The sequence below is a fragment of the Streptomyces sp. NBC_00878 genome (assembly GCF_026341515.1).
Lineage (GTDB): Bacteria > Actinomycetota > Actinomycetes > Streptomycetales > Streptomycetaceae > Streptomyces.
Window position 1 is genome coordinate 4,017,850 of record NZ_JAPEOK010000001.1, and the last position, 17,722, is coordinate 4,035,571.

The following is a 17,722-nucleotide window of genomic DNA, read 5'->3' on the forward strand; positions in this document are numbered from 1 at the left end:
TCATCATCGGCGGGCCCGGCAGCGCCCTGTCACGCGCCGGTTCCAAGGGGAGAAGGGGAACTCGCCCGATGACGCGCACCAGGACGGGCAAGAGACGCGGCTGGCGTCGAGCGCCCGGGAGCCGGACCACCACCGCCGCCGTACTCGCGACGGCTCTCGCCGCCACCGGCATCGTTTTCGTGAGCCTCGGCCTGGACGATTCCGGCCCCCGCGGCAAGGTGGACGGCGACCGGAAGGCGAAGCCGGTCACCGAGGCCGCAGCCATCACGCGGGCTGCGAAGACCGGGAAGTCCGTCGAGGTCACCGCGCTGCGCACGGTCCGCTCAACCACCTGGGCCCGGCCCGACGGTCTTTTCGCCAAGAAGCTGTACTCCACCCCGGTGCGGGCCAAGGTAGGCGGCGAGTGGAAAGCCATCGACTACAACCTCCACCGCACCAAGGCCGGTTGGGAGCCCCGGGCCACCAATGCGCGGATGGTGTTCTCGGCCGGCTCCAAGGAAGCCAGTTCCAAGGGCCGTGCAGAGGAGCAGCGCTCCTCCCGTGGCACGGCCCATCGCGTCTCCCTGCTCAAAGGGCTCAAGGGCGCCGCCGCGGCAGACGAGACCTCGACTCCCCTGGTCACCCTGACCGTTGACGGCTACGACATTCAACTCACCTGGCCGGGCCCCGTTCCCGCCCCGATCATCGACGGCTCCCGAGCCCTCTACCCGGAGATCTTCCCGGGCGCCGACCTGGTCCTCACCGCCGACGACGAGGGCTTCGGCCAACTCGTCGTCCTCAAGAACCGGCAGGCCGCAGCCGATCCACGCGCAAAGCAACTGTCGTACGGCATCACCTCCGCGGACCTGACCTTCCGGCTGGACCCGGTCTCGGGCATCGTCACCGCCGAGAGCGCGTACGGCAACGAGGTCGCGATGTCGCCCACGCCGCTGATGTGGGACAGCAGCGGCGCCCCGGCGGTCACCGACGGTACGGTCGGCGCCACCGCCCAGCCGACCACCTCGGAGAGCCCCAACCCCACCGACACGGCCACCGGCACACCGAGCGACACTCCGAGCCCCACCGAAGAGCTCATCGAAACGGATGAGCAGACCGACGCCACCCCCGAGACGCTGCCGGCGGCCACCGACGGCCCGGAGCCCACGGCCGCGGAGTCCCCGCTGCCCTCCGCTCCGGCGGAGCCGACGCCCGCGCCCTCGCCGACCGGCTCCTCGGCCACGCTCGGTCTGCCCGGGCTCGACGGTCCCTCCCCCGACTCGCGCGGGGAGCTCGTGGAGGCTGACCTGTCCGGGGCGAACTGGGTGATCACGCCCGCCCAGGACTTCCTCGTGGACTCGGCCACCACATACCCGGTGTTCATCGACCCGTCGGTGAAGAAGCACACCCAGAACTGGACCACGGCGTACAGCCGCCACCCCAACGCCACCTTCTACAACGGCAAGGGCTTCAACAAGGGCGGTACGCACGAGGCCCGCGTCGGCTTCGAGTCCGACACCTGGGGCACCTCGCGCTCGTACTTCAACATCGCCTTCGACAAGGACCTCAAGGGCACGAAGATCACCAGCGCGAAGCTCCGCATGCTGGAGACGTACTCCTGGTCATGCAGCGACCGCTCGATGAGCGTGCACCTCACCGGCGAGATCAACTCCCACACGAACTGGAAGAACGCCCCCAAGCTGCACGACGGAAACAAGTTCGCGACCAAGAGCTTCGCGCACGGCTACAAGTCCGGCTGCCGGGACGCGTACGAGACCTTCGACGTGAAGAAGGCCGCGCAGAAGCGGGCCGACAAGGGCGAGGACACCATCACGTTCGGTCTACGGGCCCGCGACGAGAACTCGCAGTACGCGTGGAAGAAGTTCCGGGCCAACGGGGACAACGCGCCTGTCCTGGAGCTCGTCTACAACCGCAAGCCGACCGTCGACTCCAAGTCGCTCGACCTCGGCCCGGAGGGCAAGTGCACCACCACCGAGCCGTACGTCCGTATGGGTTCGGGCAATCTGACGTTCACCGCCCGGGCGTCCGACAAGGACAAGAACCTCGACTATCTCGACTTCGACCTGTGGGCCAAGGGCAAGTGGGACACCACGGGCGATCTGCTGAAGTCCACCGGAAAGGTCTCCGTCGGCGGCGACAAGGACACCGCTCTGCGCACCACGAGCGGCTTCTCCACCAGCACCCTCACCAACGGCACCGTCTACTCCTGGCGGGTGCGTGCCGTCGACGACGCGAATGCCACCTCCGGCTACACCCCGGCCAAGACACCGTGCCGCTTCGTCCTCGACACCGCCGCGCCCAAGCCGCCCAAGGTCAGCTCCACCGACTTCCCGAACGCGGACGGCAGCGAGAACGGCTTCGGCAACGACGCCGAGGACGCCAACTGGAGCACCCTCAAGTTCGGCACCGCGGGCTCCTTCACCGTTCGCGCCCTCAACACTGACGTGGTTCGCTACGAGTACGGCTTCAACTCGGCCACCTACTCCGGCTCGCTGACGCGTGCCTCCGGAACTGCCGCCACCGTCAGCGCCACCATCGGCAACGCCAAGCCGCCGACCGCCGGTCCCAACGTGCTGTACGTCAGGACCGTGGACAGCGCGGGCAATGTCTCGCAGCCGACGAAGTACTTCTTCTACGTCACGCCCCGCGACCAGGCCGACGCCCCCGGCGACTTCACCGGCGACAAGCTCGCCGATCTGATGGTCGTCACCGAGGGCGGAAACCTCTCCCTGTACCCCTCGCAGGCCACGAGCGACCTCACCAAGGGATCCGGCGACCTGGACTACTCGATGTCCGGCGCCTACCGCGCCAATCCGGAGAAGGACCCGAACGGGGACGACCTGCCACCCTTCGTGGCCGCGCCCTCCGGCCACTTCACGGGCGCGCTGATCACCCACAACGGCGACGTCTACGGCGGCGACGGCCTCCAGGACCTCATCGTCCGCGTCGAAGGCAAGCTGTGGGTCTACCCGGGCGACGGCTACGGCGCCGTCAACGTCGACAAGCGCCGCGAGATCCTGCTGCCCGACGGCGCCCCCAGCCCGGCGAGCCTCACCCAGATCGTGTCCGCCGGTGACGCCACCGGTGACGGCCGGACCGACTTCTTCGCCACCGTCGGCGACGAGTTGTGGGCCTTCACCGGCTACCACGGAGCCACCATCGACCAGGCGATGCGTCTGGCCGCCTCGACATGGACCGAGCGCGACCTGGTCACCGTCCAGGACATCAGCGGAGACGGCATCACCGACATCGTCTACCGCACCGATGTCTCCGAGCGCCTACTGCTGCGCAAGGGAATCGCCGCAAGCGGCGGCGGGGTCAGCATGGACTCTCTGAAGTCCGGCGCGAACTCTTCAGGCGGCGCCGACACCGAGTACGGCGCCGCCGGATGGTCCAGCACCAACATCCCACTGCTCATCGGAACAGCGGACGCCAACGGAGACTCCATCCCCGACATCTGGACCGTGCGCTCCGACGGCTCGGTCCGCTTCTACGCGGGCGGCAAGACGGTCCTCTCGGGCTCCGGCACCGAGATCATCGCCCCTGCGAGCTACTGGAAGACCCGCGTCGCCATCGGATGACGATTCTGGACTCGACTCACGGCGATCGAGACATGGTTGAGGTCTCATCAGCCTCCCGCCGGGGGACTCAGCGCTCGTCCCGCACGCGGCCCACCGGCTCCCCCTCCCGCAATCAGCCTGAAGAGTACTGAAGCCTCCAGGGCAGGTCCCGTGCCGGGCAGGAAGAGGCTCAGGGTGAGGTCAGGGTCCTGTCCGGGATCTTCCCGATGGAAGCGAGGGCTGTGCGGCGCGAGGCTGGTGTGCATGGCGAAATTACGTGAGCACAAGGGGCGTTGGAGGACGGCGGCGGCCGCCGGAGCGGTGGCGGCCGTGCTGGTGGCGGGGACCGTGCCGGCTGTGGCCGCGGGCCCCGGGCACGGTGTGGCCCGAGGTGACCGAGGGCTCGACAAGAGCGACCGGGAGCTCGACAAAGAGGCGCTGCGGGCATCTCTCGCCGGGCTGCCCGACGAGAACGTGACGGGCGGGCTGATCCGGATGTCCGGCACGGACGGCCGCTGGTCAGGCACGGCCGGTCCGTCCGTGCCGTCCGCCGACGCGCACTTCAGGATCGGCAGCGTCACGAAGATCTTCACGTCGACCGTGCTGCTCCAACTGGCCGCCGAGGGACGGCTGACTCTGGACGACACGGTGCAGGAGTTGATGCCGGGCCTTCTGCCGCCCGGCTACTACCCCGTCACCGTGGGCCAGTTGCTCAGCCACACCAGCGGTCTCCAGATCATGACCTGCGCCACGGAGGACATGTCACCGCGCGAGGCCGTGGACGCGTCACTGGCCTGCGGCGAGCCGACGGAACCGGGCAGGGCCACGCGCTACAACGGCATCAACTACTTCATCGCGGGCCTGATCATCGAGCAGGTGACTGGCCATACGTACGGCTCCGAGGTCCGCACCCGCATCCTCACCCCCCTCCGCCTGCGCGACACGTACGTGCCAGCCCTGGACGACTGGTCGATCCCGGCGCCCTACACACGCGGCCTGGTGGCGGTACCGGACTCGGCCGATCTGAAGGACGTCAGCGTCCAGAACCCGTACAGCTGGGCGGAGGGCGGCATGATCTCCAACGCCCCCGACCTGGCACGCTTCTTCACGGCCCTGTACCGCGGCCGCTCCTCCCGCCGGCCCAGCAGAAGGACCTCTTCCGGATGCCCGCCGCGGCGAACGGCGACACGCAGTTCAGCTACGGCGGGCTCCAGCGCACCGAGTTCCCCGACGGCACGGTCGTCTGGGGCAAGAGCGGGCACGTCCCCGGCTACACGAGCGGCGCCTTCGCCACCCGTGACCTCCGCCGCATCCTGGTCTACGCCCTCAACCCGACGGACCGGTCCCCGGAACTGCCGTACGTCCTGCGGATCGCGGGGGCGGCGTTCGACGTCCCGATACCGGCTCAACCCGGCTCCGCCCAACCCGTCCCGGCCCGCTGAGCACACAACGGGTGGGCGGCTGCACGGCTGCGCGTTCTGACGAGCCCCCGTGACCGGCTACAGCTGGCTGAGGATCGTCGGGTCCGTGATCTCGGTGTCCTTGGCCAGCAGCATCGCCTTGCTGAGGATGACGGCGAGGGTGCGGTCTCCCTCGTACGGCAGGTAGCCGGTCTGGGGCGTCGCCGCGGACTTCGGGACGATGCACAGGTACTGGTCGTTCGGGGTCATGAGGATGTTGCCCGAGCCGAGGTGGATCTTGTACGTGTGGCGCTCGCCCTTCACGTGCAGGAAGCGGCCCTCCAGGGTGCAGCGGTCGGCTATCGCGAGCCGGGGGATCAGGCGGTCGAGGAGGGCTCGGCGGGTCTCGGCGCTCTGGTTCAGCTCGCCGAAGCTGTATCCCGACCAGTACTCCTGGAAGCGGCCGCCGGGGCCGCCGTCCTGCCAGGTCGGGTCGTTGCCGACGCTCGCGACACCCACGAACAGGTCGACGTCGCGCAGGACTTCGGAGAGGGCGAGGGGTGGGATGTCGGCGAGGGGCAGGGGCTCGACCGGGTCCTGGCCGTTCTCCAGCCACATGCTGTACTCGCCGCCGTAGCAGTGCGCCGAGTTCTCCGGGGCGTCTATCGGGTAGAAGCGGACCTGGTCGGTGCGCAGCCGCAGGTAGCTGCCGGATTCCGTGGTGTCCTCGCCGTACTCCTCGCCGTCGCCCTCGATCCAGTACTCGGCGCGCAGGCCCCACTGAGGCAGCTCCCGGCTGGCCGGCGGAGCCGAGTCGTCGACGCACAGCCGGAGCTTGTTGCGCCAACCCCTGATCGCGGCCAGCGAGTTGAACTGGTGCTGCCGCAGCACGTGCGCCGCGAAACGGTTCGAGTACGTGCCCGTGGCGCGCTCGGCGTCGGTGAGCAGGTACACCTCACGGTGGGCCTGCTTGAACGGCTGGGTGATCTCGTGCCCCTCCAGCCAGTCGCGCCAGGCGACGATCTCGGCCGGTTCGCGGCCCACGGGGTGCCAGAGCCCGACCTCCGAACCCGTGGTCACCGGGTCGTCGGTGAGCATGCGCAGCTCGCCGTCGGCGAAGCCGACCGGTCTGCCGTCGACCGTCCACAGGAGGCGTCGGGCGAGGGTGCCGACCAGCGGGTGGTCGATGTAGCGCTCGCGCCAGGCGTCGTACGCCCACGTGCGCCGGGCCAGGAACTGGCGGTCCAGCCGCTCGGCCTGCGCCGAGAGCATCTTGTCGATGTCCTTGGCGGCGGCCTTGAGCTCCTTGAGCTCGTCGGCATGGTCCCGCTTCGTGGCGGCGGGCACGCTCTTGACCTCCTTGCCGACCGCGTTGCGCCAGCTGAGGACGGCCTTGGAGCCGTGGACCTCGATGAGGACGGTGGCGTCCCCGAGTTGATGCCGGGCACGCCCGACCTCGGTGAGCCCGTACGCCGGGACGGCGAGCTCCTCGATCTCCTCCCGGCTCAGGCCGAGAGCCGTGGCCCGCGCCTCCAACGCCCCGTCGAGCAGCTTCGCCGTGTTCTTGTACGTCACCCGCGTGGCCAGGCGGGCCAGTTCGGCGAGGGCTGCCTCGCTGTCGACGCGGGAGAGCGCGATGACGCCCGCGTTGGCGACCTTCGGGTTGCGGGGGCCGATTCCGGCGACCTTCTTGAGGGAGGTCTCGACGAGCGCGCCCAGCGCCCGGGCCGTGTCGGGGTGCGGCGGGAGGAGGGACAGGAGCCAGGCGAGTCCGCGCAGGGCGTTGGCGTTGTAGGGGTCGTAGGCGTTGTTGACGTCCGGGTCGTACGTCTGGCGCTCCAGCGGGATGGTGCGCGGGCGGCCGACGAGGGCGAGCCAGGACAGTGTGGTCTCCCTGACCCGGTCCGCTCCGATGGTGTCGATGAGAGCTTGGGCCTGCTTGTCCCACTTGGCGTTGGGCTTGGAGGCGGTGGCCGCGAGGGCGTGGGCGAGCAGGGCGTGCCAGGGGTCGTCGTCCGAGCCGGTGAGCTGCTCCATGGCGTGATCGGCCCACGCCTCGCCGACGTTGAGGACAGGGGTGGTGAGCTTCTTGACCAGCTCCACGAGGTGCTCCGAGCGGTAGGCGATCAGGGCCGTACGGCGGAAGACGGCGACGACGGAGGGTGCGAGCTGTCTGCCGGTCGCGAGCTCCGTCTCCGCCAGGACGTCAAGGCGCTCGGCGTGCCAGAAGGAGTGCTGGGTGCCGAGCTTTTCGAGCTCCGCCAGCCGCTCGGTGGAGAGGAGCAACTCGTCGGGCAGGTCGCGGGCCATGACGCCGAGCAGCGTCAGCACCTTCTGCTGGGCTTCCGACTCCGTGCCGAGCGAGTGGAAGCGCTCGATGAGCGCGTGGGCCAGCCGACGGCGCTCCTCCATGGGCAGGTTGCGCAGGGTGTCGAAGACCTCGCACCAGTCGTCACCCCAGAAGCCGTGGTTGGCGACAGCGGCCTTCAGCGCCTCGTCGGCGAGCCTGCCCATGTTCCCCGCGGCGATCTGGTTACGGATCTTCTGCCTGTGCGATCGCATCGACGTCATCAGCCACCCACCAGGGCGACGAGCTTCAGGAACGTGACCTCGGTGCCGAGCGTGAGCTCGATCTCCTCGTCGAGGTCGGTGACCTGCCGGTCCCCCACCAGCACCAGAAATCCGTTCCCCGCGAAGGCCTTGATTGCCAGCTCGGTCTGCGCCTCGGGGTCTATCCGCCGGGGCGTCCGCAACGCGTAGCCGTTCAGCACCCGCTCGGTGTCCTTGGGCTGCACCAGGCCCTGGAACACCTCCGGCGTACGCGCGTTGAACTCGGCGACCTCCTGGAAGACCCGCCGTCGGATCAACTCGCGCAGTGCGAGCCGCTCCTCGGCGATCTCCAGCCCCCAGCCCGCGCCGCGGTCCCCACTTGTCGTCTCGTCGACGAACGTCACCATTCCCATGCCGTCGACAGTACGAGGCACCACTGACAATCAGTCACCGCAGGGGAGAAACAGGCGGCGGGGCCCCGGTTTCGAGGCCCCGCCGCGCTGTGGGCGTACCGTGCGCGCTGTGGTCGAACCGTCCGCGCTACGGGCGGCGGCGCAGGGCGGGGTCCGCCAAGGCCGGCTGCTCGACGAAGTAGTTGTCGGCGCGGTTCAGGTCCGTGCCGGGCGGAACGATCTCGTCGATACGGTCCAGGATCGCGTCGTCGAGGGTGACGTCCGCGCCGGCCAGCAGGTCGGTGAGCTGGTCCATCGTGCGGGGGCCGATGATGGCCGAGGTGACGGCCGGGTGGGCGCGTACGAAGGCCAGGGCCATGTGCGGGAGTGAAAGACCAGCGTCGGCGGCGACCTTCTTGAGGTCCGCGACCGCGGCGAGCTTGGCCGCGTTGCCGGGCAGGGCCGGGTCGAACTTGAACCCCTCCAGCTTGGCGCGGCCGCTGGCCGAGAGGTCTCGGCCGGAGAGCCAGCCGGCGCTGAGCGGGCCCCAGGTCAGCGTGCCCATGCCTTGACATGCTCCTCGCCCTGAAGGGCGAGGATTCTGGCCGTCCCTAGCGGGTGCTGTGCCGCTTCGCGGCACGGCGCCTGGTAGGGATTCCGTGGCTTCCTGTTTCTTGACGCTGTGCCGGGACGAGTCCTGGTCTTACCGGCGCTCCGCAGGCTGTTGCCGCCAGTCCGGCGGCCGTCTTGATGTTGTTCGCGGCGTTGGTGTCCCGGTCGTGGGTCGTGCCGCAGGCGGCACAGGTCCACTGTCGGACGTGGAGGGGTTTGGGCCCGTCGCGGTGGCCGCAGGTCGAGCAGGTCTGGCTGGTCGGTTCGAACCGGCCGATCTTGACGAAGGTCCGTCCGTACCGGGCGGCCTTGTATTCCAGCATGTTCACGAACGCCGACCAGCCCGCGTCGTGGACCGACTTGGCCAGGCGGGTGCGCGCGAGGCCGTTCACGGCCAGGTCTTCCACGGCGATCGCTTGGTTCTCGCGGATCAGCCGGGTGGAGAGCTGGTGGTGGAACTCGCGGCGGGCATCGGCCACTTTCGCGTGGGCGCGGGCGACTTTCAACCGGGCATTGGTCCGGTTCTTCGAATCTTTCTGTTTGCGGGACAGCTCCCGCTGGGTCTTCTTCAGTTTCTTCTCCGCGCGGCGCAGGAACCTCGGAGAGGAGATCTTCGTGCCGTCGGAGAGAACAGCAAAGTGAGTGAGGCCGAGGTCGATGCCGATGGCCTGGTCACTGTCGGGCATGACGGCGGCGTCGGCATCGGGGTCGGTGTCGATGACGAAGGAGGCGTAGTACCGGCCCGCACTGTCCTTGATTACGGTGACGCTGGAGGGGGTGGTGGGCAGGGGCCGGGACCAGGCGACCTTCACCGGCCCGATCTTCGGCAGGTTCAGCCGCCCACTCGCGGTGACCGACCAGCGCGCGTTCGCGGTGAAGCGGATCGAGGCCCGGGAGTCCTTGCGGGACTTGAACCGGGGAACGGCCACCCTGGGGCCTTTGCGTTCGCCCTTGAGAGAGGCGAAGAAGCCCCGGTAGGCGGACTCCACATCGCGCAGGGACTGCTGGAGCACGACCGCGCAGACCTCGCCCAGCCAGGACCGCTCCGGACGCTTCTTCGCCTGGGTCACCAACGTCTTGGACAACAATCCGAGCGAAGGGTACGGCAGTCCCTGCTCACGGGCAGTGCGCCGGGCCCGCACGGCGTCGTTGAACACGACACGGGCGCACCCGAACGCCCGGGACAGCGCACGCGCCTGGCCGGGCTCCGGGTACAACCTGAAGGAGTATCGGAGCTGCACGCCGACGATCGTACGAACGACCCTCGCCCTGATGAACCCGAAACATCCGTTCCCCCACTCACCCCCAACCGCGGCAGGCATCACCCGGCTCCGCCGTGCAGCGGTACAGGCATCAGATTCGCTTCGCCTCCGGCCTGAAGGCCGGAGCACTACGAATGGATTCCGGTAGCCGTCGGACAGGGCACTGCGGCTGCTCGCCACGCGCGCGACGCCGCGGCCGGTTCCGTCGCCCTGAGCGGACGGCGACCTATTCTGACGGTATGTCAGATGACAAGTCGTACGAACTGCTCGGTTTCGACAACGTACTGCTGCCCGTCGGGGATCTCGACGAGGCGCTGGGCTTCTACGGGCGGGCCGGTTTCCCGGTGGCGTTCCGCCTCGACGAGGCCGGGATCGCCCTGCTGAAGGTGGGGAACGAGACTCCTGGCGTGCTGCTGCGCATGGACGAGGAGCTCGGACGACGGACACCGTCGTGGCCGGCGTGCCGCGTCTGGCTGGAGGTGCGGGACGCGCGGGCGACGGCGCGGGCGCTGACCGCGGCCGGGATCCAGCCCCTCGACGAGCCGTTCCCGGTGGCCACCGGCTGGACCGTCGAGATCGCGGATCCCTGGGGCAACGTCATCGGCTTCACGGACTACAGCAAGCGGCCGGAACTGGCGCGCGCCGACTGAGCCTCGCCCCCACCATCTCACTGCCTGAGCCGCAGCTCACACACGCACGCCCGACCATCGACTTGAACGTGTTCAAAAACAGGTCTACATTCTTCCTCGACAGCGTTTTGAACGCGTTCAAGAAGTCGGGAAGGGGTGGGGACGATGGACCTCACGGTCGTCGCGTATGTCATCTATCTGCTGGTCAGCGTGGCGCTGACGATCTGGGTGGCACGGACGCTCAGCAGCAACGGGCGGATCTTTCTGGCCGACGTGCTGCACGGGAACGAGAAGCTCGCGGACGCCGTCAACCACCTGCTGGTGGTGGGCTTCTACCTGGTGAACCTCGGCTTCGTGGCGCTCTATCTGAGCCAGGACGCCGAGATCGCCGACGCCCGCGGGGTGTTCGAGGCCCTGTCGCCGAAGCTCGGCGTGGTGCTGCTGGTGCTCGGTGCCATGCACCTGGGCAACGTGTACGTGCTCAACAAGATCCGGCGCCGGGGCCTCATGGAGCGCGAGCAGCAGCCGCCCGTGCCGCCGCAGGACTGGGTCGCTCCGGCGGCCGGGGCGTGACCGCGATGGCCACCGCCACCACCCCGGACCGGGACGCCGCGCGCGTCCCGGTCCTCGGGCTCACCGTCCTGTACGACGCGCAGTGCTCGCTCTGCGCCTTCCTGCGCGACTGGCTCGTACGGCAGCGCCAGTTGGTGCCCCTGGAGCTGGTGCCCGCCGCGTCGGAGGCCGCCCGGCGGCGCTTCCCGGGGCTCGACCACGCGGCGACGCTCGACGAGATCACCGTGGTCGGCGACGCGGGCCAGGTCTACCGGTCCACCGCCGCCTGGATCGTCACCCTGTGGGCACTCGCCGAGCACCGCCCGACGGCCCACCGGCTCAGCACCCCGGCCGGGGCCCGCCTCGCGCGGGGCGCGGTCCTCGCCGCCGCCAAGTGGCGTGCGGGGCAGCGGGCGCGCAGGCAGCAGGGCGCCTGGGGCGGCGGCGCCTACTACGCGGCCGACGGATGGGCGTACCACCCGCGCGCGGGCTGGACCTACGACCCGCCCGCCTGCGACAGCGGCACCTGCGCGCCTCGTTAGGCTCTCTCCGTGCCAGCAGCGAAAGACAGTGCCAGTCGTCCGGACGGCCCCGCGGAGCCGGAGGGCCCCGCCCGGCCGTCCCGTGCGCCCGCCAAGAGCGAGCAGACCCGGGCCCTGATCCTGGAGACGGCGATGCGCCTGTTCCAGGAGCGGGGCTACGAGAAGACGACGATGCGGGCCATCGCCCAGGAGGCCGGGGTCTCCGTAGGCAACGCGTACTACTACTTCGCCGGCAAGGAACACCTGATCCAGGGCTTCTACGACCGGCTCGCCGCCGAGCACCGGGTGGCGGTCCGCGAGGTCCTGGAAGGGGAGACGGATCTGGAGGCCCGGATCGCCGGGGTCCTGAAGGCGTGGCTGGACGTGGCGACGCCGTACCACGAGTTCGCGGTGCAGTTCTTCAAGAACGCGGCCGATCCGGACAGCCCGCTCAGCCCGTTCTCCGCCGAGTCGGAGCACGCGCGCGTGGAGGCCATCGGGGTCTGCCGCGAGGTGCTGGCGGGCTCCAAGGCGAAGATCCCGGCGGAACTGCGGGAGGTGCTCCCCGAGTTGCTGTGGCTCTCCCAGATGGGGCTCGTCCTGTACTGGGTCTTCGACCGCACGGAGGGCCGCGAGCGCAGCTACCGCCTCGCCGAACGCGGCGCCCGGCTCACCTCGCTCGGCATCTCGCTGGCCCGCTTCCGCGTACTGCGGCCTCTGGTCCGCGAGGTGCACGAACTGTTCACGGACTTCCTGCCGGGGATGACGAACGCACTGCCCGACCCCGCCAAGAAGTCCGCGAAATAGCGCCCCCGCGCGGTCAGTTCACCGCGTCCACCTCGTCCTCCGCCAGTTCCACGTCGTACACCAGGGGTTCGGCGCCGACGATCACGTGCCGGGCTCGGGACGGGTGGTCGGTGGCTGTCACGGCCAGCAGGTACGTGCCCGCGGAGGGTACCGAGACGATGTACGAGCCGTCGGCCAGGGACGTCACCCGGTCGAGCTGGCGGCCGCCCTTGGAGAGCAGGGTCAGCGCGGCGCCCTCGACGGGGGCGCCGTCCGGGGTGCGGACGAAGCCGTGGATGACGGTCGAACCGCCGTCGGCGTCGGGCACGCGCGCGTGGGGCTCGGAAACCTCCTCCTCGCGGGGCTCGACCGCCAGGTGCGGCAGCCGCTTCTCCAGACCGGCGGGCAGCCACCAGTTGGAGTTCCCCAGGAGGTGCATCGCGGCCGGCACCAAGGCCGTACGCAGGATGAACGCGTCCAGCGCGACCGCCGCCGCGAGCCCGATGCCCGCCATCGCGCCCTCCATGTCGCCGCTCAGGACGAACGCGGAGAACACGCAGATCATGATCAGGGCCGCGCAGTTGATGACCCGGCTGGTCTCGGCGAGGCCGACCCGGACCGCCCGCGCGTTGTCCTTGGTGTGCACCCATTCCTCGTGCATGCGGCTCACCAGGAACACCTGGTAGTCCATCGAGAGCCCGAAGAGCAGCGACAGCATGATGACCGGCAGGAAGGCCGTGATCGGCCCCTCCTTGCCGACGCCGATGAGTTCCGTGCCCCAGCCCCACTGGAAGATCGCGACCAGCACTCCGAAGGACGCGGCGGCCGCGATGAGGTTCATCAGGGCTGCCGTCAGCGGCACCACCAGGGAGCGGAAGGCCACCATCAGCAGCAGGAAGCCGAGCGAGATGATCGCCGCGACGAAGTACGGCAGCCGTTCCCCCGTGACGGCCGCGAAGTCCTTGAAGACGGCGGTCACGCCGCCCACATGGGCCTCGGTCCCGGAGGCCGGGATCACGCCGTCCCGCAGGCGGTCGATGAGCTGGTCCGTCTGCTCGGACTGCGGTGACGTGGTCGGTACGACCTGGATCACCGTGATGCCCTGCGAAGGCGGCGCGGCGGCCACCTGGGCGACGCCCTCGGTCGACCGGATCGTCGACACGAGCGCGTCCGCGTCACCGCCGTCCATGACGACCTGGAGCGGACCGTTGAAGCCGGGCCCGAAGCCCTCCGCGAGCAGGTCGTACGCCTGCCGCGTGGTCGTCGAGTCCTGGTGGTTGCCCTGGTCGGTGGCGCCCAGCCGGATCGACAGGACGGGCAGCGCGAGGATCATCATCACGACCAGCGCCCCGGCGGCGACCGAGCGCGGCCGCTTCTCCACGTACGAGGACCAGCGCGCCGCGAGGCCGCTCGCCTCCGCCGGTTCCGGTCCCGCCGCGGCGAGCCTGCGCCGCTGCCTGCGGCTGAGGACGCGCATGCCGAGCATGCCGAGGAGCGCGGGCAGCAGGGTGATCGCGGCGAGCACGCTGAGCACGACGGTCAGCGAGGTCGCGACGACCACGCCGTCCAGGAAGCGCATGTTCATCACGAGCATGCCGGCGAGCGCGATGCACACCGTGCCGCCCGCGAACAGCACGGCGCGGCCCGAGGTGTTGAGGGCCGTGACGGCGGACTCCTCGGGCTTCATGCCGCGCAGGATGCCGCGCCGGTGCCGCGTGACGATGAACAGCGCGTAGTCGATACCGACGCCGAGGCCGATCAACGAACCCAGCAGCGGGGCCACCTCGGGTACGTCGGTGACATGGCTGAGCAGCGAGGTCCCCATCAGGCCGGTGCCGAGGGCCGCGATCGCGACGACGAGCGGCAGCAGCATCGCGAAGAGCGAGCCGAAGGCCAGGAAGAGGACGATCGCCGCGGCCAGGATGCCGACCATCTCGGCGATGCCGGTGGGCGGCTCCTGGATCCGGGTGATCGCCTGCCCGCCCAGCTCCACCTGGAGACCGGCGCGTTCGGCGTCCTGCGCCGTGTCGACGACGTCCTGCACCAGCTCCTTGGGGACGCCGTTCGCCTGCTCGGTGAAGGTCACCTGGGCATAGGCGATCCGCCCGTTCCGGCTGATCTGCGTGTCCCCCTGGGGGGCGTACGGGCTGCTGACCTCGCCGACGCCCTTCATGCGCCCGATCTCCTCCAGGGCGGGCTCGATCCGGGAACGTACGGACGCGTCCCGTACCGTACCCGCGTCGACCTTCCACACCACCGTGTCGGTGTCGCCCGACCTCTCCGGGAAGGCCTTCTCCATCAGGTCGTACGCGCGCGTGGAGTCCGTGTTCGGAAGGGTGAAGGTGTCCGCGTAGTTCGTGCCCGCGGCGGATCCCGCGAAGCCCAGCCCCAACACTCCCCCCACCCACAGCAACAGGACCACCAGCCGGTGCCGATAGCACCACCGTGCCAATGTCGTCACGCCTCAACGCTCCTTAGTCGGTCGTCGGTCGGTCCCCCAGGTCCTGCGGCTCAGCATCGGGGCACCACGCGCGCGGGGACACGACTCGGCCATGACTCACAAGGAACTCCAAAGCACGACCCGGCCCCGTTGTCAGTGCCCGCGCCGATACTGGGGGCATGAACGCTCACGAGGGTGCGACCGTCCTGGTCGTCGAGGACGAACCGAGCATCGCGGACGTCCTGGCCATCGCCCTGCGCTACCACCGCTTCGAGGTGATGACGGCCGGGACCGTGCGCCAGGCGCTGACGCTGGCCGAGCGCACCCGCCCGGACGCCGCGCTCCTCGACGTGATGCTCCCGGACGGCGACGGCCGTGCGCTGGGCCGCGAGCTGCGCGCGAAACAGCCCGACCTGGCCCTGGTGTTCCTGACCGCGCGGGACGCGCCCGCGGAGATCGTCGGCGCGCTCGCCTTCGGCGACGACTACATCACCAAGCCGTTCAACATCGACGAGGTGATCGCCCGCATCACCGCGGTCCTGCGCCGCACCCGCCCGTCCGACGTCCTCCCCGAGCGCCCGCCCCTGCGCTACGGAGACCTGGAGCTGGACGAGACGACGTACTCGGTGCACCGCGAGGGCCGCTCGGTCGAGCTCACCCCCACCGAGTACGCGCTCCTGCGCTTCCTCGTGCGCAACGGCGGCCGGATCGTTCCCAAGGAGCAGCTCCTGCGCCACGTCTGGCAGTACGAGCACCCGGCCGAGTCGACCGTCGTGGAGACGTACATCAGCTATCTGCGCCGCAAACTCGACGCCCTCGGCGCCCCGGTGATCACGACCCGCCGGGGCGTCGGATACGGGCTCGCATGATTTTCCTGCGCTGCCACAGCCGTGGCATCCACTCGCTGCGCGGCAAGCTGACGCTGGCCAACGTGGCGCTGCTGGCGCTCGGCATCATCGTGGCGACGGCGGTCAGCCTGATGGGCATGCGGTACTACCTGCTGGACCAGATCGACTCGGAGCTCCTCAAAACACGGGACTCGCTGGGGAGTACGCAGATCACCGCCCGGCAGATCGACTCCCTGAGCGCGCTGGCACTCGTCCGCGACGGGAGGATCCCGGAAACACAGGGGCCGCCGAACTCGGACTCCCTCTTCGCGGCGGTCGACGGCGAGGGACGGGCCACCACGATCGGCCGTTTCAAGCCGACGGAGAACCAGAACGACCTGGCAGCCGCGGTGGACGACCCCCGCGCGCTCACCGGTGACGCCGAACCGCACGACGTGAGCGTGGGCGGCAATCCGTACCGGGTCACCGCCGTCTCCCTCACGGACGGCACGACCATCCTGCTGGCCACCTCGACGGACGCCCTGCACAAGGGGATGGCCAAGGCCCTCAAGCTCGACCTCACCTTCGGCGTCCTGCTGCTGGCGCTCCTCGCCGTACTGACCATGCTCAGCGTGAGCCGTCGGCTGCGCCCCCTGGAGGACATGGTCGAGACCTCGTCGGCGATCGCCGAGGGCGACCTGGCCCGCCGGGTGCCGTCCAGCCACCACCCGACCCAGGAGGTCGAGCAACTGCGACTCGCCCTCAACTCGATGCTCCACCAGGTCGAGTCGGCGTACCGCACCCGCGAGCGGAGCGCGACACAGCTGCGCCGCTTCGTCGCGGACGCCTCCCACGAACTGCGTACGCCGCTGTCGGCGATCCGCGGCTACCTCCAGCTGTACGACAAGGGCATGCTGCGCGAGCCGGCCGAGCGCAAGCGGGCCTGGGACCGGATGACCGGGGAGGCCGACCGCATGGCCCGCCTGGTCGACGAGCTGCTCACCCTGGCCCGCCTCGACCAGCAGCCCGAGCTGCGCTTCAAGAACGTCGACCTGAGCCGCCTCGTGCGCGACGCGGCCGAGGATCTGCGGGCCCAGCAGCCCGAGCGCCCGGTGTCCGTGGGCGCCGAAGGAGCCCTCCTGATACACGCCGACGAGTCGGGCCTGCGTCAGATTCTTGGCAACCTCGTGGCGAACGTACGGACGCACACGCCCGCGGATGTCGCGGTCACGCTCGGGTTGGAGCGGGTGGACGGAGTCGTCCGGCTCTGCGTCGCCGACGAGGGGCCCGGGCTCGACGAGGAGGATGCCTCCCGCATCTTCGACCGGTTCTTCCGAGCGGGTGGGGGTGCGGGGAGCGGCCTTGGCATGGCCATCGTGCAGGGGGTGGCCATGGCTCACGGGGGTGAGGTGGCGGTGCGGACGGCGCCCGGGGAGGGGTTGGCAGTGACGGTTACGTTGCCTGCGAAGGCGTGTGGGGGGTGATCTTTTTGACTGGCTCTTCAGTCAGGGGGCTACTGGTGCGTGGTGAGCTGCGGGGCGGTGCGGGCTGGTCGCGCAGTTCCCCGCGCCCCTGAAGGAACGTGGGTGCGGCCCTGCTAAAAGAGCGGGGCGCGGCATTGCCGAAAGAACGGGGGTACGGCCCTGACCCCGCGCGCTACGGCGCCGCCGGGACCAGTGCCCATACCGTCTTTCCGTAGCCTCCGCGGGTCCAGACGCCCCAGGCCGTTGTGAGGTGTTCCACCAGGGTCAGGCCCCGGCCGGACTCCTCGTCGTACTCTCCGACCAACCGCAACCGGGGCTGTACGGGGCTCTCGTCGGACACCTCTATGAGGCAGGAGCCGTCCGCGAGCGCGGTCACCGCGACCTCGAACTCCCGCTCCAGCAGCGGTCCGTGCCGTACCGCGTTCGTCGCCAGCTCGGACACCAGCAGCACTACGTCCTCGAACGCCGGCTCCCCCGCGCTGTGCCCCCAGTTCGACAGGTGGTCACGCACCCGGCGCCGGGCGAGCCCGACCGAAGCCGGGTGCCGGGGCAGCCGGAAGGAGTTGCGTCTCAACACGTTTGCTCCTCGTCCCGCGCACACCTTCATCACAAGGTGCTGCGTGGGCTGACCTCATCGCGTCACTCACGCAATCGTCAACCCCACGTGAACGCGTCAGATCCGGTCGAGAGCACGTATTCCCAGCGCTGTC

13 protein-coding genes and 1 pseudogene are annotated in these 17,722 nt (G+C 69.8%); 8 read left to right on the plus strand and 6 right to left on the minus strand.

Going from position 1 to position 17,722, the window contains the following annotated elements; genetic code table 11:
• The first annotated feature begins 68 nt into the window (after positions 1 to 68).
• Both OHA11_RS16755 and OHA11_RS16760 read left to right on the plus strand, forming a co-directional pair.
• Positions 69 to 3,578, plus strand: coding sequence for a DNRLRE domain-containing protein (locus OHA11_RS16755; RefSeq protein ID WP_266497015.1), 3,510 nt, complete (start codon positions 69 to 71; stop codon positions 3,576 to 3,578).
• A 243-nt stretch (positions 3,579 to 3,821) separates the two neighbouring features.
• Entirely contained in the window at positions 3,822 to 5,039 is a 1,218-nt protein-coding gene (locus tag OHA11_RS16760) for a serine hydrolase (RefSeq protein WP_266497016.1), read from the plus strand.
• Positions 5,040 to 5,056: 17 nt separating this feature from the next.
• Here the strand turns inward: OHA11_RS16760 and OHA11_RS16765 are convergent, their stop codons facing one another.
• The 4 genes and pseudogenes from OHA11_RS16765 to OHA11_RS16780 all read right to left on the minus strand — a co-directional run bounded on the left by OHA11_RS16765 (position 5,057) and on the right by OHA11_RS16780 (position 9,752).
• Complete coding sequence (locus OHA11_RS16765; RefSeq protein WP_266497017.1) at positions 5,057 to 7,528, minus strand: DUF4132 domain-containing protein; 2,472 nt, start codon at positions 7,526 to 7,528, stop codon at positions 5,057 to 5,059.
• Positions 7,528 to 7,920, minus strand: coding sequence for a hypothetical protein (locus tag OHA11_RS16770; protein WP_266497018.1), 393 nt, complete (start codon positions 7,918 to 7,920; stop codon positions 7,528 to 7,530). Before OHA11_RS16770 ends, OHA11_RS16765 begins: the two co-directional genes overlap by 1 nt.
• A 127-nt stretch (positions 7,921 to 8,047) precedes the next feature.
• Positions 8,048 to 8,467, minus strand: a pseudogene (locus tag OHA11_RS16775) (aldo/keto reductase); the annotation flags it as partial.
• Positions 8,468 to 8,510: 43 nt separating this feature from the next.
• Entirely contained in the window at positions 8,511 to 9,752 is a 1,242-nt protein-coding gene (locus tag OHA11_RS16780; RefSeq protein ID WP_266497019.1) for an RNA-guided endonuclease TnpB family protein, read from the minus strand.
• A 260-nt stretch (positions 9,753 to 10,012) separates the two neighbouring features.
• Here OHA11_RS16780 and OHA11_RS16785 point away from each other — a divergent pair, with 260 nt between their 5' ends.
• From OHA11_RS16785 to OHA11_RS16800, 4 genes are all read left to right on the plus strand, one after another.
• A complete protein-coding gene (locus OHA11_RS16785; RefSeq protein ID WP_266497020.1) occupies positions 10,013 to 10,423 on the plus strand; it encodes a VOC family protein in 411 nt (136 codons plus the stop codon).
• A gap of 144 nt (positions 10,424 to 10,567) precedes the next feature.
• Positions 10,568 to 10,975 carry a hypothetical protein gene (locus tag OHA11_RS16790; RefSeq protein ID WP_266497022.1) on the plus strand — a complete coding sequence of 136 codons (408 nt, stop codon included), beginning with the start codon at positions 10,568 to 10,570 and terminating at the stop codon, positions 10,973 to 10,975.
• A gap of 5 nt (positions 10,976 to 10,980) precedes the next feature.
• Entirely contained in the window at positions 10,981 to 11,496 is a 516-nt protein-coding gene (locus OHA11_RS16795; protein ID WP_266497023.1) for a thiol-disulfide oxidoreductase DCC family protein, read from the plus strand.
• A gap of 9 nt (positions 11,497 to 11,505) precedes the next feature.
• Positions 11,506 to 12,282 (plus strand): TetR/AcrR family transcriptional regulator, encoded by a 777-nt coding sequence (locus OHA11_RS16800; RefSeq protein WP_266497025.1) that lies wholly within the window; start codon positions 11,506 to 11,508, stop codon positions 12,280 to 12,282.
• Between the two features lie 13 nt (positions 12,283 to 12,295).
• Here the strand turns inward: OHA11_RS16800 and OHA11_RS16805 are convergent, their stop codons facing one another.
• A complete protein-coding gene (locus OHA11_RS16805; protein ID WP_266507238.1) occupies positions 12,296 to 14,713 on the minus strand; it encodes an MMPL family transporter in 2,418 nt (805 codons plus the stop codon).
• A 167-nt stretch (positions 14,714 to 14,880) separates the two neighbouring features.
• Here OHA11_RS16805 and OHA11_RS16810 point away from each other — a divergent pair, with 167 nt between their 5' ends.
• Together OHA11_RS16810 and OHA11_RS16815 are read left to right on the plus strand one after the other, a co-directional pair.
• Positions 14,881 to 15,570, plus strand: coding sequence for a response regulator transcription factor (locus OHA11_RS16810; RefSeq protein ID WP_266497026.1), 690 nt, complete (start codon positions 14,881 to 14,883; stop codon positions 15,568 to 15,570).
• The gene (locus tag OHA11_RS16815) at positions 15,567 to 17,012 is read left to right on the plus strand and encodes a HAMP domain-containing sensor histidine kinase (RefSeq protein ID WP_266497027.1); all 1,446 of its coding nucleotides are present in this window, start codon (positions 15,567 to 15,569) and stop codon (positions 17,010 to 17,012) included. Before OHA11_RS16810 ends, OHA11_RS16815 begins: the two co-directional genes overlap by 4 nt.
• Positions 17,013 to 17,184: 172 nt before the next feature.
• On the opposite strand, the gene OHA11_RS16820 is transcribed toward OHA11_RS16815, so the two are convergent.
• Positions 17,185 to 17,589: an ATP-binding protein gene (locus tag OHA11_RS16820; RefSeq protein WP_266497029.1), complete on the minus strand. Its 405-nt coding sequence runs from the start codon at positions 17,587 to 17,589 to the stop codon at positions 17,185 to 17,187.
• Between the last annotated feature and the right edge of the window lie 133 nt (positions 17,590 to 17,722).

Bases quoted from the DNA above. Each gene is read 5' to 3' on its own strand.
- OHA11_RS16755 (WP_266497015.1), top strand. From the start codon at position 69: ATGACGCGCACCAGGACGGGCAAGAGACGCGGCTGGCGTCGAGCGCCC.
- OHA11_RS16760 (WP_266497016.1), top strand. From the start codon at position 3,822: ATGGCGAAATTACGTGAGCACAAGGGGCGTTGGAGGACGGCGGCGGCC.
- OHA11_RS16765 (WP_266497017.1), bottom strand. From the start codon at position 7,528: ATGACGTCGATGCGATCGCACAGGCAGAAGATCCGTAACCAGATCGCC.
- OHA11_RS16770 (WP_266497018.1), bottom strand. From the start codon at position 7,920: ATGGGAATGGTGACGTTCGTCGACGAGACGACAAGTGGGGACCGCGGC.
- OHA11_RS16785 (WP_266497020.1), top strand. From the start codon at position 10,013: ATGTCAGATGACAAGTCGTACGAACTGCTCGGTTTCGACAACGTACTG.
- OHA11_RS16790 (WP_266497022.1), top strand. From the start codon at position 10,568: ATGGACCTCACGGTCGTCGCGTATGTCATCTATCTGCTGGTCAGCGTG.
- OHA11_RS16795 (WP_266497023.1), top strand. From the start codon at position 10,981: ATGGCCACCGCCACCACCCCGGACCGGGACGCCGCGCGCGTCCCGGTC.
- OHA11_RS16810 (WP_266497026.1), top strand. From the start codon at position 14,881: ATGAACGCTCACGAGGGTGCGACCGTCCTGGTCGTCGAGGACGAACCG.
- OHA11_RS16815 (WP_266497027.1), top strand. From the start codon at position 15,567: ATGATTTTCCTGCGCTGCCACAGCCGTGGCATCCACTCGCTGCGCGGC.